Consider the following 15603-nt stretch of genomic DNA (forward strand, 5'->3'; position numbering starts at 1 on the left):
TGCGAGCGCTAGCGGCTTTCAGTCCGGAAAGGCTTGAAAACAAAGAGATAGAGCGCTTCCGGCCAAACCGGAAATGCTCTATTCCAGAAGACTGTTAGGTGACGACCAGACCCGAAGAGCAGACCGTCATGCTCCGTCCCCGCGCCTTGGCGTCGAGCAGCGCCGCATCGGCTCGCGTCAAAAGCGTTGCCACCGTACCCTCGCGCGGCGACGAGGCGATGCCGATCGACACCGACACGGAGCCGAGGATGCGGCCACGATGGGAAAGCGGCGTCGTGCCGATCTTGTCACGCAGGCGCTCGGCAAACTCGAAGCCCGCCGCCTCGCTCATGTCTGGCAGAAGCATGGTGAACTCTTCGCCGCCGAAACGATAGGTCGTTGCGAGTTCGCCGGCCGCGTCGAGCATGATCTGGGCCACATACTGCATCACCACGTCGCCGGCATCGTGGCCGAACTCGTCGTTGAAGCGCTTGAAATGATCGATGTCGATCATCAGGCAGACGAGTGGTTTTCCGGCCCGCTCCCGCGATTGCTTGTTCAGCGCTTCATCAAGGCAGCGCCGGTTGAGGAGCCCCGTCAGGGCGTCACGGACAGCCAGATTGGTCAGCTTCTCGCGCAGTTGCAGATTGGCGACGGCAAGGCCGATGTTTTCCGCGATCAGTTCGAGATAGAGCCGCGACGTCTCGACGGCTGGCTGCTCGGGTGAGCGCTCCTCGAAATAGAGCAGGCCGATCGTATCGCCCTGCGCCGTCAGCGGCACGCATAGCCCCGCGACATCGCTCTCGTCCAGATGCTGGCAGGCGATATCGCTCTGGCCGCCATTGCTGACATGCGGCCGGCCGCGCCGCAGTCCCCAGCAGGCACTCGACGGGAAAGCGTCTGCCGAATGCTGCGGGTAGAGCCAGGTTCCGACAAGCGTCAGCGACGTCCGGTTGTCATTTAGCACATAGAGATGGCCGGCAAGGTTGGGAAAGATCTGCGGCGCAAACCGTGCGACCACCTCTGCCAGCTCCTCCTGGATCTGGCAGGCCTGTAGCCGGTGCATCATCTGCAGGATCAGGTCCTTGGTCTGCTGATCGAGCCGCCGCTCGGCATCCAGCCGATCGCGCTCCAGCCCGTTGGTGCGAAAGATATGGATCGCCTCGTTCATCTCGCCGATCTCGTCGCGACGGCGGTCGAGCGGCACTTCCACTTCGTAATCCTGCTTGGCAAGCCGCGTGACGATGCCGGTCATGCGCACAAGCGGCATGGCCACACGCCGTTTGAGCACGAAATAGAGCACGCCCAGGAACAGTGCCGCCGTCATGGCGAGCATCGTCTTCGCCGCGATGCCGAACCAGTCGCTGCGCTCCTTCGCCTGTTCCAGAGCAGCACCGGTCCTGGCCTTCGTCAGTTCGCGGAAGCGGACGACCGTTTCAAGCAACGCGGTCTGAAGCCGGTCGTGCTCCGGGCCGAAGAGCATCTGTTGCGCCGCCGCCTGATCGCCCTTCTGATAGGCGTCGATCGCGGCAACCTCGATCTTGTCGAGAGCCTCCGCCTCGCGCTCGACCTCCTGAAGAGCGGCCAGTTCCTCAGGCGCAGCACCGAGTTCGCGCACGCTCCGGATTGCCGCCTCGTGGGTGCGCTCCTCCTCTTCCTTGCCATGGAAGTCTTCCAGATGGCGCAGGTCTCCCCGCATCACATAGAGGCGTGCGGCATCGCTTCGCTCTTCGGCACCGAGCGCGAGTTCCTCGCCAAGCGTGTCGAGCACAAGGTGCTGCTCGGCCGCCTGCCGCTCCTCGATCGCGCTGTTCGTCGACAGGATGAAGGCCACACCGGACAATCCGGTCAAAAGGACCGTGACGCCGTATGCCCAGTTTGTGATCGCATTGATTCTCATGGGATGAACTATAGCCGATGCCGATGGAGAGCGGATTAAGCGCTTCGGCCGCTTTTGGCGACAGTTTTTCTACGTGTACGGGCGGGCGCCCATGTAATCGCGCTCAAGCCCCTCCTCTCCCCGGTCCTGCGACGTTGACAATGGCTATCAGCCGTCGCGTCCTGAGGTTCTCGTTATCTTTCGATCGTCCGGAAATCACACCGCACACACTGCTCGTGCCGGAAGTGCGTCTCGCAAAGTCGAGCGCGCCCCGGACAGGGCCCTGCCCCGGGGTCGCTCGGATCAGCTATGTTGCAGGGCGTGAGACTACCATTCCTTGCTGAGCTTCAAGGTAAACGTCCGGCTTTCGCCATAGCCGCAGACCGAAAGTCCCTGGCACCCCTTCACATATTCCCTGTCGAAGAGGTTGGAGACATTCAGCGACGCCGCCCAATCGTTCTTTTCATAGCGGATCGCCGCATCGACCAGGGCGGCGGAAGAGACCTTGCGTGTGTTTTCCGCGTCAGCCCAGGATTCCCCCTGGTACCTGACGCCTGCGCCAAGGCTGACCCCTTCGAACGCTCCTGATGGCACGGTATAGTCAAGCCACAGCGATGCCTGGGCGTTGGGAACAAGGTACGGCGTCTTACCCACCAACGTCGTGTTGGCGTCTTCGGTCACCTCAAGATCGATGAAATCAAGGCCGGCGATCAGCTTCCAGTCCTCGTTGATGTTGGCCTTGCCCTCAAGCTCGATGCCGCGGGACCGCACCTCGCCCGTCTGGGTGGAAATGCTCGTCAACGGGTTGGTCACGAGGGCATTGCGTTTGGTGAGCTGGTAGAGCGATGCGGTCAGTACACCGTCGAAGAACGTTGGCTCGTACTTCACCCCGACCTCGAACTGTTCACCTTCCTGGGGCTTGGTATTTCCTGTGGCGGTCACCGCCACGATCGGGTTGAAGAAAGTTGCAACGCTGACATAAGGCGTCACGCCGTTGTCGAATTCGTAGGCAAGGCCGGCGCGGCCGCTGAAAGCGCCTTCGTTGTAGCTGAAGCTATTGTCTTGCGTCGGCGCCCAGAAGGTCGGACCGTTCCTGGTCTTGGTGTCCACGTAGTCGTAGCGGCCATTGAGCGTCACGAGCCAGCCGTTGCCGAACCTGATCTGATCCTGCGCGTAAACGCCCAACTGCTGCTGCGTCACCACCTGATTGATATAGATGGCGTTGGCGGGCTGCGGCGCACCGTAAATCGGGTTGGTTGCGCTGATTGGCGTGGCAGCCGACGAAGCCTGAACATGATCCAGCCGGTAATATTTGTAATCGAGACCAACGAGTAGCGTGTGCTCCAGCGCTCCTGTCTCGAACTCTCCCTCGACACGGTTGTCGACGGCAAAGGTATCGACCTTCGATGTCGCTTCGAACCCCACGCGATAGAGCAGATTGTCCGGGGTGGCCGGCACTGTCGACGACGGGAAAGGCAGGCTCGGATCGTAGTATCCGTAGGGATAAGGGCCGTTCTCATGCTTGTAGAGATGGCCGTAGCGCAGGTTCTGGCTGAACTGCCATCCACCTTCGAACTCGTGCTTGAATTCATAGCCGGCCATCTGCTGGACATAGCTGCCCTCGTCCAGATCAGGCTCGCCAAAAAATGCATCGCGATCGATCTTGCCGAACGGCGCATCGACGACAGTGCCGACATAAGGCAGGAAGCCATTGCCGACATGCACCTGATCGAGACCCTGCAGGACGCCATAGACCGTCAGGCTGGTCGCATCATCGGGTGCGTAAGTGATCTGCGGAATGAGCAGACCACGCAGATCGTTCGAGAAGTCGGTATAGGTGTCGCCGCCCGACACCTTGCCGGTGACGCGATAGCGGATGGTGCCGTCGTCCGTCAGCTTGTCGTTGACGTCGAAGCCGGTGAAGGCGTTGCCGTCACTGTTGATGCCGATCTCGGTATAGTACAGCGGCTCGTCGAGCGGCCGCTTGCTGATCAGGCTGATGATACCCCCCGGATTGGCGCCGCCGTAGAGAACCGATGCCGGGCCTTTGAGCACCTCAACGCGCTCCAGCATGAACGGGTCGATCTGGAAGCCACCGAAGCCGAAACTGAACAGCGACAGACCATCGAGGAATACGCCGGTCTGCGACGCGTCGAAGCCGCGGATGTAATACCAATCCGTATCGGCATCGACACCGAAGGGCTCGGTGGTCACGCCGGGCGTGTAGCGCAGGGCCTCGTCGATCTTGTTGACGACGCCGCGATCGTCAAGTTCCTCGCGACCAATAACGGAGACGGATTGCGGAATTTCGCTGATCGGCGTGGCCGATTTCGAGCCGGTCGTCGATGCTTTTGCGACGTAACCCTCGACAGGGCCCGTGGCGTCGTCGCGCCCGCCCGGCGCCTGCACCTCGATCTTCTCGAGTTTCGTGGCGCTACCGTCCTGGGCCGCAGCCGCGGTCGACACAAGCAACGCGATGCCGGCAACGCCGCTCGCCAGAAAATCTCTCAAACGCACACTCTTGCCATCACGCTGCATCGTATCGTCGCCCCTGCTTGCCCGGCCTGCTATCCCCACAGCGTAGGGCCTGGCTTTATGACTGCTGATAAGATGACCGTTTATATCAAGTATTGGGGCGCGGCTTGTTTCGATCGCTGAAAGTTGAACACTTTTGGGCAAATGTGCACGGGCAACTGTTCAACGAAAATGGCATTTGCTCAAGAAAGACGGCTTCTTTTCCAAAGAGCCGGCGTGGCGCCGACCGCCTTGCGGAAGACCCGGGTGAAGTGAGCCTGGTCCGAAAAGCCCGTTTCGGCAGCGATCTCGGTCAGCGACACCTCGTTTTTCACGAGGAGATGCTTTGCCCGCTCGATCCGGGCATTCATCTGCCACTGGTGTGGCGCCACCCCGGTCGAAGCCTTGAACGCGTGGCTGAAATGCGATTGCGAAAGGCCGGCAAGGCTTGCCAGTTCCTCCAGCCTGATGTTGCGAACGCTGTTTTCCTCGATGTAGTCCACCACCCGGCGCAGCTGCCAGGACGCTAGCTGGCTGCGCTTGCGGACGCTGTTGCGGTTGAGCTTCATCAGGTCGATGAAAAGAGCGACCGTCAGCCCGTCGCCATAGAGATCGTGAAGCGGCTGCGGGTTCAGGCATTCCGACGCGATCAGCCGGGCGAGCTGAAGAAATCGCTCGTCCTCAAACATCAGCCGCGGCACGTCGCACTGACCGGCATCGAGGTCCTCCATCAGCCGCCGGCTGAGGATGTCGATGTTGAAGTGCAAATCGAGGTGGCGGATATATCTGACATCGACCACATCGGCCCAGATCTCCATGCCCGACGGGATGTAGGAGATCGCCTGTTCGCGGTAATCCTGCACGATGCCGTTCGCCTGGGATGAGAGTTTGACGTTGCGGTTGCTCCCACCCTGCGCATCCAGCACGATGAACATCCGTGGATCGCTGGAGACGTAGTAGCCACCGGCATGCGGGTCGCATTCGACGTCCCACACGTCGGCGATGATCCCGTTCCATTCCCGACGATGCAACTCGCCCAGGACCTTGAAACCGGCAATCTTGTTCTGCATGCGCGGCTGAAACGTCATTATCGCGTTGCCCGTCTTCGGGAAGGTGGAGTTTTCGGTTGCTTTATTCTTTCCTCTATTACTCACCTTTAAACCGCAACGAAAGTCCCCGGCGGTGGCTTTTCCGATGGGCACAGCCCAGAGGGCCTAAGCACAAAACCCGCTGACCACACGACTATTTCACGCAGTCCACACCAAAGGACCACACGGGCAGTCCCCACGATGGTCGATCAGGCTATAAGACCTTCCATGAACAATCTGGAGACCACAATGGAAACCGTTGAAATCGCCGACCGCAGCGAGTTTGCCCTCTGGGCAATCCAGCGCGCCCAGGAAATCGTCGTAACCGAAGGCGCGTCTTTCGCGATGGCCGCACGCGATTTGGACGACGCAGCCTTGAGTGCGGCTGCAGCAGCGCTCGGCAAGGCCATCAGCGAGGCCATGCTCGAAGTCTTTGACGGCCTCGTTTCCGACTGATTGGGCAGACACAAAGGGCAGCGCACATGCGGCCCTGTCTCCCTGTCATTGTCTGGCCTTCTGCCTTGCGAGTTCCTTCTTGAAGGCGGCGCGGGATTGCTCGACGATCCGGCCGAGCAGCCCCGGATCGACGAAGGCATCCTTGTCGCCTGCGTCTCGTCGCGCCGCCCTTCCGAGAACATCGGCGAATTCCGGATGCGCGGGCAACACCACATCCGCCTTCATGGCCGCAAGCCGGTCGAAGCTCACCTCGAAATCACCGACGATGCCGGGGTAGCGCCTGTTGCCGAAGAGCTTGTTGCCGGCAACGGTGACGCTGCAGGGAAAGACCACCTTGAGCGCGCGTCCGTCCTCGATCGCCGATGTCGACCAGGTGGTGCAGCCCGGTGTGTGCCCTGCCGTCAGCGTCGCCTTCATACTGACATCTCCGAGCGTCACAGCGTCGCCGTCGGCAAGAACATGATCGACTTTGACAGGCGGAAACGTCCCGCGCTTGTAGCTGGTCTCGCCGCCATGCAGACCGTTTTCCAGAGCCCAGCGATCGGCCGCGATCGCATGGAGCTTGGCGCCGCTATCTCGCTTGATCTGGGCTACCCCGGCGACGTGATCGTAATGGGCATGGCTGGTAACGATGATCTTGACATCCGAGAGCTTGAAACCGAGCGCAGCGATATTGTCTTCGACAAGCGCGGCCGTGCTTTTCAGCGTGCCGTCGAGCAGGATCGCCTTCCTGCCCGAGGTGATAAGATAGGCCGACAACCCCTTGGTGCCGACGTAGTAAATGTTGCCGACGACGCGAAACGGCTTTGTCGGTCGGGACCAGTCGGCGTTGTCGGCCGTGGCCGCACTGGCCATGCAGAAGGTGGCGACCACCGTCGCCAGACCGAGCCTCTTCAACGTTCTCATACATGCCTCCGCATCTCGAATTTGGTTTCCGCGAACTTTGGATGCGCCTTGCCTAAGCAGCCGCGACGAGGACGGCAAACGACGATAATTTGCGGCAGCCATTAGAATTATTTGGATTTCGACCATCGGTGACGATCACTATCGGCAGCCGCGCCGCTGACGATTGCGGCAGCGAGAAAATTTCGACCACGCAATGCTCATGCAACCCTTGAGACCGAGTGTCGCTCGCATTGCGACCAGCGGAAGAGGGACGATGGTGAAGGGAACCGGGCTTCACGGCGACGGCGGCACGCAGCAAAGCGTGGTCCGGGCCTGCGTGCGAAGGGTTCGCACGATCGGGCGTTTCCTGCTGCTTGCTTTCACGCCCTGGCTCGCCCTCGGTTTCTTCCTTGTCGAGGCCCATGCCGAGACCAAAGGCGATGCACGAGAGAAATCCGTCGCCATCACCTTCGACGACCTGCCGCATGCCCGCGCCGGCGAGGACGGAACGGATGGGCCCTCCATCCAAAGCATCGAAGAGACAAATGCCCGCATTCTTTCAGCCCTCAAGGCACACAAGGCGCCGGCGATCGGCTTTGTAGTCGAGAGCAAGGTTCGCGCTGTCGGGCCGCGAGCGAAAACCATCCTGAAGAGTTGGACCGGACCGCGGCTGACGCTCGGCAATCACACCTTCTCGCATGCGGACACCAATGCGCTCGACCTTGCCGGCATCAAGCGCGAAATCGTCGATGGCGAGAAAACGGCGCGGCAACTCCTCAGGGCCGCGGGAAAGGAGCTGCGCTTCCTGCGGTTCCCTTACAACCACACCGGCGACACCCCGGAAAAGCAGAAAGCGATCGCGACGCTTGCGGCGAAGCGTGGCTACACGATCGCCGCCTCGACCATCGACACCTCGGACTACGTCTTCGATTGCGCCTATGAACGTGCTCTTGCCGAGAACGACACGGAAGCGGCCCACCGCATCAGGACGGCCTATCTGATGCACACCCAGCAACAGATCGCCTATTACGCCGATCTCAACGCGCAGGTCCTTGGCTACGAACCGCCAGCGATCATGTTGCTACACGTCAACCGACTGAATGCGGACGCGATGAAGGCGATCTTGTCGCTGTTCGAAGAAAGCGGCTACGACTTCGTCACGCTCGAGAAGGCGCAGGCCGATGCCGCCTATCGGCGTTCGCCCTCCTATGCGACGAAACACGGTCCGATGTGGGGCTATCGTTGGGCGAAAGACAGAAACGTACAGGTTGACGGCAGCCTCGAAAGAGAGCCGCCGGAATGGATCGTCAGCTACGGCGAATAGCCACAAGCTGCAGCTGTCGGCCTGACCGCCCCACCACGCCCAACTCCGAGACATCGCCCATGACTTGGCAGAGCTCCCGCCCGAATGCGGTGGTGCCTATGCCGCGCTGCTCGCGGCCGCTCGCTCGGATTGCAGGCAGCTATCTTCCTTTTCCGCCATCAACCAATCGTGGAAGGCGGACATCGCCGGCGTCGGGGCGCGCGATTTCAGCCGGGTCAACCAGTAGCTGCCCATCGAGGTATAGACGTCGAAGGGCTGGCGCACCGTGCCGTTCGACAGCAGCCGGGAAAACATGAGAGGCGGCGCAAGCGCAACGCCGATGCCCTGGGCTGCCGCCTCCATCATGGCGAGCGACGAATCAAACACCACACCTTTGAGAAGCGGCGCCGGATAGGTGATGCCGGCTGCGGCAAACCAGTTCACCCATTCATCCGCCCGGTAGGAGCGCAGCAGAGTCTGGCTGAGGAGATCAGCAGGACGACGCAGCGTATCGGCCAGCTCAGGAACGCACAGGACCGAAAGCGGCGCTTCGAACAGCCGCGTCGCCTCGATGTTGTGCCACGAACCGCTGCCGAAGCGAATGGCGTAGTCGAGCCCCTCGGCCGCCATGTCGACGCGATTGTTGTTCGTCGACAACCGGATATCGATGAAAGGATATTTTTCCTGAAAATCCGCAAGCCGGGGCAACAACCAGCCAACGGCGAAGGTGCCGACGGCGCCGATCATCAGGACCTCGCGAAGATGACCGCCCTCGAAGCGTTCCAGCATATCGGCCATGCGATCGAAGGAATCCTGAAGCACCGGCAACAACGCCTCGCCCTCGGCGGTGATCATCAGGCCGCGCGGCAGGCGCTTGAACAGCGTCACGTTCAGCCTGCTTTCCAGGAGCTTGACCTGATGGCTGACAGCCGCCTGCGTCACGCACAATTCGATCGCCGCGCGGGTGAAGCTCAGATGTCGTGCGGATGCCTCGAAAGCGCGCAGTGCATTGAGAGGGAGATGCGGCCTGACCATGAATGCCCTAATTCAGCTAATGGGTCCTGCAAATAAACGTCGTTTGCTGCCAAGCTGCAAGCCCTTTACGGTGAACTCATGTCGGCACCCCGTTTTGTCGGGGCATGGCCACCAACACATCGAGGTTTTGCCTCTCGTACATGCCCCCTGTGGAGGATCCAACCATGTGTCGTCTCCGCTGAACGCCCATCAGCCACGCGCCCTGCACATGTCGCACCGTCATGCCTGCGTGGATCGCCGCCGCGAACAAAAGCGGCATGTTGCGGGCTTTGGCGGCGAAGGCGGACGACGCTCCCCCTGATGGAATAGACGAAACACCGGGCTCCTGAGCCTCGCCCGCCACCGGCGCATCGCCTTCACGCAACAGGTCTGCGCATGCCAGCCGCTCCCTTGAGCAGCGGATGGCGAAGCCATGTCCTTCGAACCCCGAAAGTCGCCCACGTCCGCCATGAAATTCACTGCAAACCTGTTCGCCACCCTGATCAACCTTGCAACGCTTCTCGGCGTCGGGCTGGCATTTTGCGTGGCCGCCCTGACACGTGACCTGCCTGACCATCGGGCGCTGGCGACCTGGGAGCCGGCGGTCACCACACGACTTTATGCCGGCGATGGCGCGATGATCGCGCAGTATGCGCGGGAACGCCGGTTGTTCCTGCCGATCGGCGCCATGCCGGCGCGGGTCAAGCAGGCATTCCTTTCCGCCGAGGACAAGAACTTCTACCTTCATCCCGGCATCGACGTGGCGAGCCTTGCCACCGCGCTCTGGTCGAACGTCGCCAACTACGGCTCCGGCCGGCGCATGATCGGCGGCTCGACGATCACACAGCAGATCGCCAAGAACTTCCTGCTGTCTTCCGATCGGACAGTGGAGCGCAAGCTGCGCGAAGCGATCCTGTCGATCCGCATCGACCAGACCTATTCCAAGGAGCGCATCCTCGAACTCTATCTCAACGACATCTATCTCGGTCTCGGCGCCTACGGGATCGCGCAGGCCGCGCTGACCTATTTCGACAAGCCGGTCGATCAGCTGACGGTGGCCGAGGCGGCCTATCTCGCCGCCCTTCCGAAAGCTCCGAACAACTACGACCCGTACCGCCATCCGGATCGCGCCGTGACCCGGCGCGACTGGGTCATCGAGCAGATGCGCCGCAACGGCGTCATCGATGCCGACGTTGCGGCGGCAGCGACCGCTTCGCCGCTCGGCATCAAGCCGAAGCGGCAGGAGGCATCCGCCGACAAGGCGGACTACTTTACCGAGGAGGTACGCCGCCAGCTCGGCACCCGCTATGGCGACGCTGCCCTTTACACCGCCGGACTTTCGGTGCGCACGACCCTCGATCCACGGCTGCAGCAAGCCGCCATGCGGGCGTTGCGAAAGGGGCTTGTCGCCTACGACCAGGCAAAAGGTTACAGGGGACCGATCGCCCGCCTGCCCTCGCTTGACGGATGGCAGCAGGCGCTCGCAGAGCGCCAGCCTCTTTCGGACGTGCCGGAATGGCAGCTGGCTGTCGTCCTCTCCACCGCCAAGGACAAGGCTGAGCTTGGCCTCAGGCCGACAGGAACAGACGCATCGGCAGCGTCCGCGCCGATGGCCACGATCAGCCGTGACCACTCAGCCTGGGCCTTGTGCCGGCTTAGCGAAGGCAGGCGCCGCTGTGCCACCTCGCTCAAGGATGTGCTGTCGCCGGGCGACGTTGTCTATCTCGAGAAACTGGAAACGGGTTACGCCCTGCGCCAGCCGCCGCAGGTACAGGGAGCGCTGGTCTCGATGGATCCGAACACCGGGCGTGTACTTGCGGTCGCCGGCGGCTTTTCCTATGCGCAATCGGAATTCAACCGCGCGACCCAGGCCTATCGTCAGCCCGGCTCATCGTTCAAGCCGTTCGTCTACGCGGCAGCTCTCGACACCGGCTACGCGCCGACCACGCTCGTCATGGACGCGCCGATCGCCATTCCCGATGGCACCGGCAAGACATGGCGGCCGAAGAACTACGACGGGCGCTTCAGCGGTCCCTCGACCCTGCGCACCGGACTTGAGAACAGTCGCAACCTGATGACCGTTCGCCTTGCCCGCCATCTGGGCATGGATCTTGTCGCCGACTATGGCAAACGCTTCGGCATCTACGACGAGTTGCGCACCTACCTGCCGATGGCGCTCGGCGCCGGCGAAACCACGCTGCTCAGGCTCGTATCCGCCTATGCCGTCATCGCCAATGGCGGCAAGGCCATCAATCCCTCGATGATCGACCGCGTCCAGGACCGCTACGGCCGCACGATCTACCGACAAGATGTCCGCCAGTGCCCGGACTGCAACGCGCTCTCCTGGAAAGATCAGGAGGAGCCCGATCTCGTCGATACCAGGGACTATGTGCTCGACCCAATGACGGCCTATCAGATCACCTCGATGATGCGCGGCGTGGTGGAGCGCGGCACGGCCCGGAATGTCGCCACGCTGGGGGTCCCGATTGCCGGCAAGACAGGAACGACCAACGACGAGAAGGACGTCTGGTTCGTGGGCTTCACCCCCAACATCGTCACCGGCGTCTTCCTCGGCTACGACACGCCGAAGCCGATGGGCTACGGCGAGACCGGCGGCGGGCTGGCCGCCCCGATTTTCATCGACTTCATGAAGGTCGCGCTTCAGGGAAAGCCAGCGGCTGAATTTCGCCCGCCCACCGGCATGTCCTTCCAGATGGTCGACCGCAAGACGGGACGGCCGGCCGAGGAAGGCACGCCGGGCGCCATCGTCGAAGCCTTCAAGCCTGGGACCGGTCCCTGCGACGGCAACTGTACCATCATCGACGACCGGGAGATCGCCGAGTTGCCAGCCACTGAAGCCGACAAGGGACTCTCTCCCGATCTGCGGGAAAAGCTGCTCAGCAATACCGGCGGGCTCTACTGATATGGTTCAACGCATTTCATCACGCGCGGATCGCCGCAAGCGCATCGCCTTTCTGATCGCCGTCTTTGTCGTCGTGTTCCTGACGATGCTCGGGCGCCTCGTCCAGCTCGGCACGGCCGAGATCGAGACCACCGGTTATGTGCCGAAGCGCCCGTCCGTCGGCCGCCCTTCGATCCTGGACCGGAACGGCAACCTGCTGGCGATCGATGTCCCGAGCTCCGGCGTCTATGCTGAGCCCCGCTTCATCGTCGACGCTGATGAGGCGGTCGAAAAGCTGACGGCCATTTTCCCCGATCTAGATTCCCGCGAGTTGCATCAGCGCCTGAAAAGCAAGGCGCCCTTTGCCTGGATCAAGCGCCAGGTCACGCCGGCGCAGGAACAGGCGCTTTGGGATGCCGGCATTCCGGCGGTTGGTTTCCAGCGCGAAAAGCGGCGCGTCTACCCGAACGGTTCGCTTGCCGCCCACGTGCTTGGCACCGTCGATATCGACAATATCGGCATCGCCGGCATCGAAAAGTGGATCGAGACGCAGGGGCTCGACGTGCTGCGCCAGACGGGCATGGATCTCTCCCATCAGAACCTGCAGCCTGTCACCCTGACGCTCGATATCCGCATCCAGCACGCGCTGCAGATCGAGCTTGCCAAGGCGATCGAAAAGTTCAAGGCAAAGGCCGGCGCCGGGCTGGTGCTCGATATCACCAATGGCGAAGTCCTGGCGCTGGCCTCCGCTCCGGATTTCGACCCGAACAATCCCGCCGATGCTCTGAAGCCGGACCGCATCAACCGCATTGCCGCGGCTACCTTCGAGATGGGATCGACGTTCAAGGCGCTGACCACGGCCATGGCGCTCGATTCCGGTCAGTTCGACATCCGCTCGGTGATCGACGCCAGCAAGCCACTCGCCTTCGGCCGGTTCCGCATCCGCGACTATCTCGGCAAGTATCGGCCACTCAGCCTGCCGGAAGCCTTCATCTATTCCTCCAACATCTCGATGGCGAAGATGGCGATTGCGCTCGGACCGGAGAACTTCCGCGCCTTTCTCTCGCGTTTCGGACAAATGTCGCGGCTGACGACCGAGTTGCCGGAAAGCGCCCGTCCGCAGCTGCCGCGCTCCTGGGGACAGATCGATACGGCAACCGCCTCCTACGGCCACGGCATTGCGGTGACACCGCTCCAGGCAAGCATTGCCGTTGCAGCCCTCGTCAACGGCGGTCGCCTGATCAGGCCGACGCTGATCAAGGGCTCCGATGTCGAGGAGCGGCTCCTTGCCACTGACCTCATCAAGCCCGAAACCGGCGAGGCCATGCGCTTTCTGCTTCGCCTCAATGCCAGGACCGGTTCGGCTCGAAAGGCCGAGGTTAAGGGCTACTTCATCGGCGGCAAGACCGGCACGGCCGAAAAGGTCGTCGGTGGGCGCTATGCCAAGGATCTCAACCTCACGTCCTTCATGGGCGTCGTGCCGGCAGATAATCCACGCTACCTGCTGCTGACCATCCTGGACGAGCCCAAGGGCCTGCCGGAAACCTACGGCTTTCGCACCTCCGGCTGGAATGCGGCGCCGCTCGGCGGCGCTGTTTTCGAGCGCATTCTGCCGATGATGAACCTGATGCCGACATTCGAGGTTCGCGACGTCACATTTCCTTCGATTGCGGCCCAGAATGCCTATGGCTCCGAGCTGTTCTCCGGCCCGAACCGGGGAGAGCACGCAGACCCGGCAATGCCGTTGGGCACTCCTTTGTAGCTGGCCGGACCACCTAGAGCGCAGAGACGCGAGCTGCGGCCTGATATCCCGCGGTTGCGGCAATCGCGGTCAAGGCCGCGCCCCAGATCATGTCGACGATCGTCAGCGTCAGCGACCAATTGCGAAGCGTCGCCAGATTGCTGAGGTCGTATGTGCCATAAGCGACGAGCCCGAGGACGGCCCCTGCCATCAGCGCAGTGGTCCAGCTTCCGGCCTGGAGTGCTGGAGATACCGCGAAGTAGACGATGCCGGCCACGTAAATTACGTAGAAAGCGCCCGCGGCGGCGAAATTGGGCTGGTCAAGCAGCAACCCGCCCAAGCGCTCGCGATAGAACCCCGATGCGACACGCGTGAGCCACAGAAAATCCAGCACCAAAAACACGAATGCGGTGGCGAGGTATGCGGCGACGTGCACCAGCATCAAATCTGCTCCCGTCGGATAGGCCGATCGCTCATATGCCGAGCACCGGCTGGATGAGCCGGACCAACCAGCTCTTGAATTTCAAGGGCGCATCGGTGACTGCAAGGCAAATGCAATCCTCACCTTCGCTTGCCAGAGGTTGATGCGTCAGGCTGGCATCGGCCTCTTCCAGATCGCCGCGCGCAAAGACATCGCTGCCGTCGCGGAAACTTCCGGCGAGCACGAGGGTCAACTCCTGCCCCGCGTGACCATGCTCAGGCACAGGCTTGCCGGCCGGAATCCTGAGCAGTCTTGCAATGGTGCTGGTATCGGCCAACCGGATCGGGATCTGGTAAGCCCCCATCCCGAGCGAGCGCCATTTGAGGCTGTCGATATCGCCGCCGAGATAAGAACGCAGCGGCTCCGGCAAGATGGGCTCGGCACGGCCCGCCTGTCGATGGTCTTCCATTGGCTGCGACACGCGCACGTCTGCCTTGTCCATCCGTCTGCGCATGCGTGCCCAGGCATCGTCGGATGCGGCACCCGTCGATATGTTTTCGAGAAGCGCTCCGCCGATCGTCTCCATCTTCGACAGGCGTTGGCGACAAGACGGGCAAAGCGCAAGATGCGTCGCAACCGCGAGGCTCCAGCCTTCCGCCAGCTCGCCCGAAGCGTAGCGCAGCAGCAACTCGTCGCTAATGTGGTGGTTGATCGACATCATCGCTCCTCCAGTGCCGCGCGCAGCTTGGCAAAGGCAAGACGGATACGTGACTTCACCGTGCCGAGCGGGATCGAGAGCGCCTCGGCAATGGCACTGTGGGAGCTGTCCTCGTAGAAGGAACGTTTCAGAAGATCGAGCTGCTCGGCCGGCAAAGCCGCCATCGCGCGGCGCAGCCGCTCGGCCTCCTGAAACGCCTCAAACGCCTTGTCGGCAGGCGCCGCATCGTCCTGAACGAAGGCGGGATCATTGAGGTCGAACTCCGGTCGCTTCGTCCGGCGGTAGACATCGACCCGCACGTTGCGGGCAATCGTATAGATCCAGGTCGAGACAGTGCCACGCGAAGGCTCGAACTGGGCAGCCTTGTTCCACACGACCATCATGGTTTCCTGCATCAGTTCCTCGGCGGCGGTGCCATCCCTGGAAAGGCGCGCCATGTAGGCCTTGACGCGCGGCGCGTAGTGGCGAAACAGCACCTCGAAGGCCTCGACATCCCGGTTCAGCCCGACCGAAACAAGCAGGCCGGACATGTCGTCCGTGGGCTGTTCCTGATCGCTTTCATCCATGCGCGTGCGCCTGCTCCCGCTTTTCGGCCAAGCCTCGGCGAGACGATCCGGACTTGGCTTCCGCTCGTTTTCGCATGGCGCCGCAAGGATGGGAACAGCGATTGTCATGCGGGTTGATACGGATGGTCGGAACCGAC

The 15603-nt window shown here is 62.0% G+C and carries 12 protein-coding genes; 4 read left to right on the forward strand and 8 right to left on the reverse strand.

Annotated features, from left to right (window positions below; translation table 11 throughout):
* Nucleotides 1–94 precede the first annotated feature (94 nt).
* The 3 genes from LPJGGPFB_RS28265 to LPJGGPFB_RS28275 all read right to left on the reverse strand — a co-directional run bounded on the left by LPJGGPFB_RS28265 (nt 95) and on the right by LPJGGPFB_RS28275 (nt 5460).
* On the reverse strand, nt 95–1879 hold the full coding sequence (locus tag LPJGGPFB_RS28265; protein ID WP_173423250.1) for a sensor domain-containing diguanylate cyclase: 1785 nt from the start codon (nt 1877–1879) through the stop codon (nt 95–97).
* Between the two features lie 306 nt (nt 1880–2185).
* Complete coding sequence (locus LPJGGPFB_RS28270; protein ID WP_173423251.1) at nt 2186–4396, reverse strand: TonB-dependent siderophore receptor; 2211 nt, start codon at nt 4394–4396, stop codon at nt 2186–2188.
* A gap of 179 nt (nt 4397–4575) precedes the next feature.
* Nucleotides 4576–5460, reverse strand: a complete 885-nt coding sequence (locus LPJGGPFB_RS28275; RefSeq protein ID WP_173423252.1) for a helix-turn-helix domain-containing protein — start codon at nt 5458–5460, stop codon at nt 4576–4578.
* A gap of 249 nt (nt 5461–5709) precedes the next feature.
* Between LPJGGPFB_RS28275 and LPJGGPFB_RS28280 the strand changes: the two genes are divergently transcribed.
* Nucleotides 5710–5916 (forward strand): hypothetical protein, encoded by a 207-nt coding sequence (locus tag LPJGGPFB_RS28280; protein ID WP_173423253.1) that lies wholly within the window; start codon nt 5710–5712, stop codon nt 5914–5916.
* Nucleotides 5917–5961: 45 nt separating this feature from the next.
* Here LPJGGPFB_RS28280 and bla read toward each other — a convergent pair whose 3' ends face one another.
* Nucleotides 5962–6822 carry a subclass B3 metallo-beta-lactamase gene (bla, locus tag LPJGGPFB_RS28285; RefSeq protein ID WP_234903106.1) on the reverse strand — a complete coding sequence of 287 codons (861 nt, stop codon included), beginning with the start codon at nt 6820–6822 and terminating at the stop codon, nt 5962–5964.
* A 253-nt stretch (nt 6823–7075) separates the two neighbouring features.
* Here bla and LPJGGPFB_RS28290 point away from each other — a divergent pair, with 253 nt between their 5' ends.
* On the forward strand, nt 7076–8125 hold the full coding sequence (locus tag LPJGGPFB_RS28290; protein WP_173423254.1) for a polysaccharide deacetylase family protein: 1050 nt from the start codon (nt 7076–7078) through the stop codon (nt 8123–8125).
* A 96-nt stretch (nt 8126–8221) separates the two neighbouring features.
* Here the strand turns inward: LPJGGPFB_RS28290 and LPJGGPFB_RS28295 are convergent, their stop codons facing one another.
* Nucleotides 8222–9139 (reverse strand): LysR family transcriptional regulator, encoded by a 918-nt coding sequence (locus LPJGGPFB_RS28295; protein WP_173423255.1) that lies wholly within the window; start codon nt 9137–9139, stop codon nt 8222–8224.
* A gap of 448 nt (nt 9140–9587) precedes the next feature.
* On the opposite strand from LPJGGPFB_RS28295, the gene LPJGGPFB_RS28300 reads away from it, so the two are divergent.
* On the forward strand, nt 9588–12041 hold the full coding sequence (locus LPJGGPFB_RS28300) for a penicillin-binding protein 1A (RefSeq protein ID WP_173423448.1): 2454 nt from the start codon (nt 9588–9590) through the stop codon (nt 12039–12041).
* A gap of 1 nt (nt 12042) precedes the next feature.
* Nucleotides 12043–13782 (forward strand): peptidoglycan D,D-transpeptidase FtsI family protein, encoded by a 1740-nt coding sequence (locus LPJGGPFB_RS28305; protein ID WP_173423256.1) that lies wholly within the window; start codon nt 12043–12045, stop codon nt 13780–13782.
* A gap of 13 nt (nt 13783–13795) precedes the next feature.
* Here LPJGGPFB_RS28305 and LPJGGPFB_RS28310 read toward each other — a convergent pair whose 3' ends face one another.
* The 3 genes from LPJGGPFB_RS28310 to LPJGGPFB_RS28320 are packed head-to-tail and all read right to left on the reverse strand — an operon-like array spanning nt 13796 to nt 15466.
* Entirely contained in the window at nt 13796–14200 is a 405-nt protein-coding gene (locus tag LPJGGPFB_RS28310) for a DUF2177 family protein (protein ID WP_173423449.1), read from the reverse strand.
* 34 nt (nt 14201–14234) lie between these two features.
* Nucleotides 14235–14900, reverse strand: coding sequence for a ChrR family anti-sigma-E factor (locus LPJGGPFB_RS28315; protein ID WP_173423450.1), 666 nt, complete (start codon nt 14898–14900; stop codon nt 14235–14237).
* Complete coding sequence (locus LPJGGPFB_RS28320; protein ID WP_173423257.1) at nt 14900–15466, reverse strand: sigma-70 family RNA polymerase sigma factor; 567 nt, start codon at nt 15464–15466, stop codon at nt 14900–14902. The genes LPJGGPFB_RS28315 and LPJGGPFB_RS28320 overlap by 1 nt, the downstream gene beginning before the upstream one ends.
* Between the last annotated feature and the right edge of the window lie 137 nt (nt 15467–15603).

This window comes from Ensifer adhaerens, assembly GCF_013283195.1.
Classification (GTDB): domain Bacteria; phylum Pseudomonadota; class Alphaproteobacteria; order Rhizobiales; family Rhizobiaceae; genus Ensifer; species Ensifer adhaerens_G.

What these genes read in the sequence shown, in the direction of transcription:
- bla (WP_234903106.1), bottom strand. Translation starts at nt 6,822, where the DNA reads ATGAGAACGTTGAAGAGGCTCGGTCTGGCGACGGTGGTCGCCACCTTC.
- LPJGGPFB_RS28265 (WP_173423250.1), bottom strand. Translation starts at nt 1,879, where the DNA reads ATGAGAATCAATGCGATCACAAACTGGGCATACGGCGTCACGGTCCTT.
- LPJGGPFB_RS28300 (WP_173423448.1), top strand. Translation starts at nt 9,588, where the DNA reads ATGAAATTCACTGCAAACCTGTTCGCCACCCTGATCAACCTTGCAACG.
- LPJGGPFB_RS28320 (WP_173423257.1), bottom strand. Translation starts at nt 15,466, where the DNA reads ATGGATGAAAGCGATCAGGAACAGCCCACGGACGACATGTCCGGCCTG.
- LPJGGPFB_RS28280 (WP_173423253.1), top strand. Translation starts at nt 5,710, where the DNA reads ATGGAAACCGTTGAAATCGCCGACCGCAGCGAGTTTGCCCTCTGGGCA.
- LPJGGPFB_RS28290 (WP_173423254.1), top strand. Translation starts at nt 7,076, where the DNA reads ATGGTGAAGGGAACCGGGCTTCACGGCGACGGCGGCACGCAGCAAAGC.
- LPJGGPFB_RS28270 (WP_173423251.1), bottom strand. Translation starts at nt 4,396, where the DNA reads ATGCAGCGTGATGGCAAGAGTGTGCGTTTGAGAGATTTTCTGGCGAGC.
- LPJGGPFB_RS28305 (WP_173423256.1), top strand. Translation starts at nt 12,043, where the DNA reads ATGGTTCAACGCATTTCATCACGCGCGGATCGCCGCAAGCGCATCGCC.
- LPJGGPFB_RS28295 (WP_173423255.1), bottom strand. Translation starts at nt 9,139, where the DNA reads ATGGTCAGGCCGCATCTCCCTCTCAATGCACTGCGCGCTTTCGAGGCA.
- LPJGGPFB_RS28315 (WP_173423450.1), bottom strand. Translation starts at nt 14,900, where the DNA reads ATGTCGATCAACCACCACATTAGCGACGAGTTGCTGCTGCGCTACGCT.
- LPJGGPFB_RS28275 (WP_173423252.1), bottom strand. Translation starts at nt 5,460, where the DNA reads ATGACGTTTCAGCCGCGCATGCAGAACAAGATTGCCGGTTTCAAGGTC.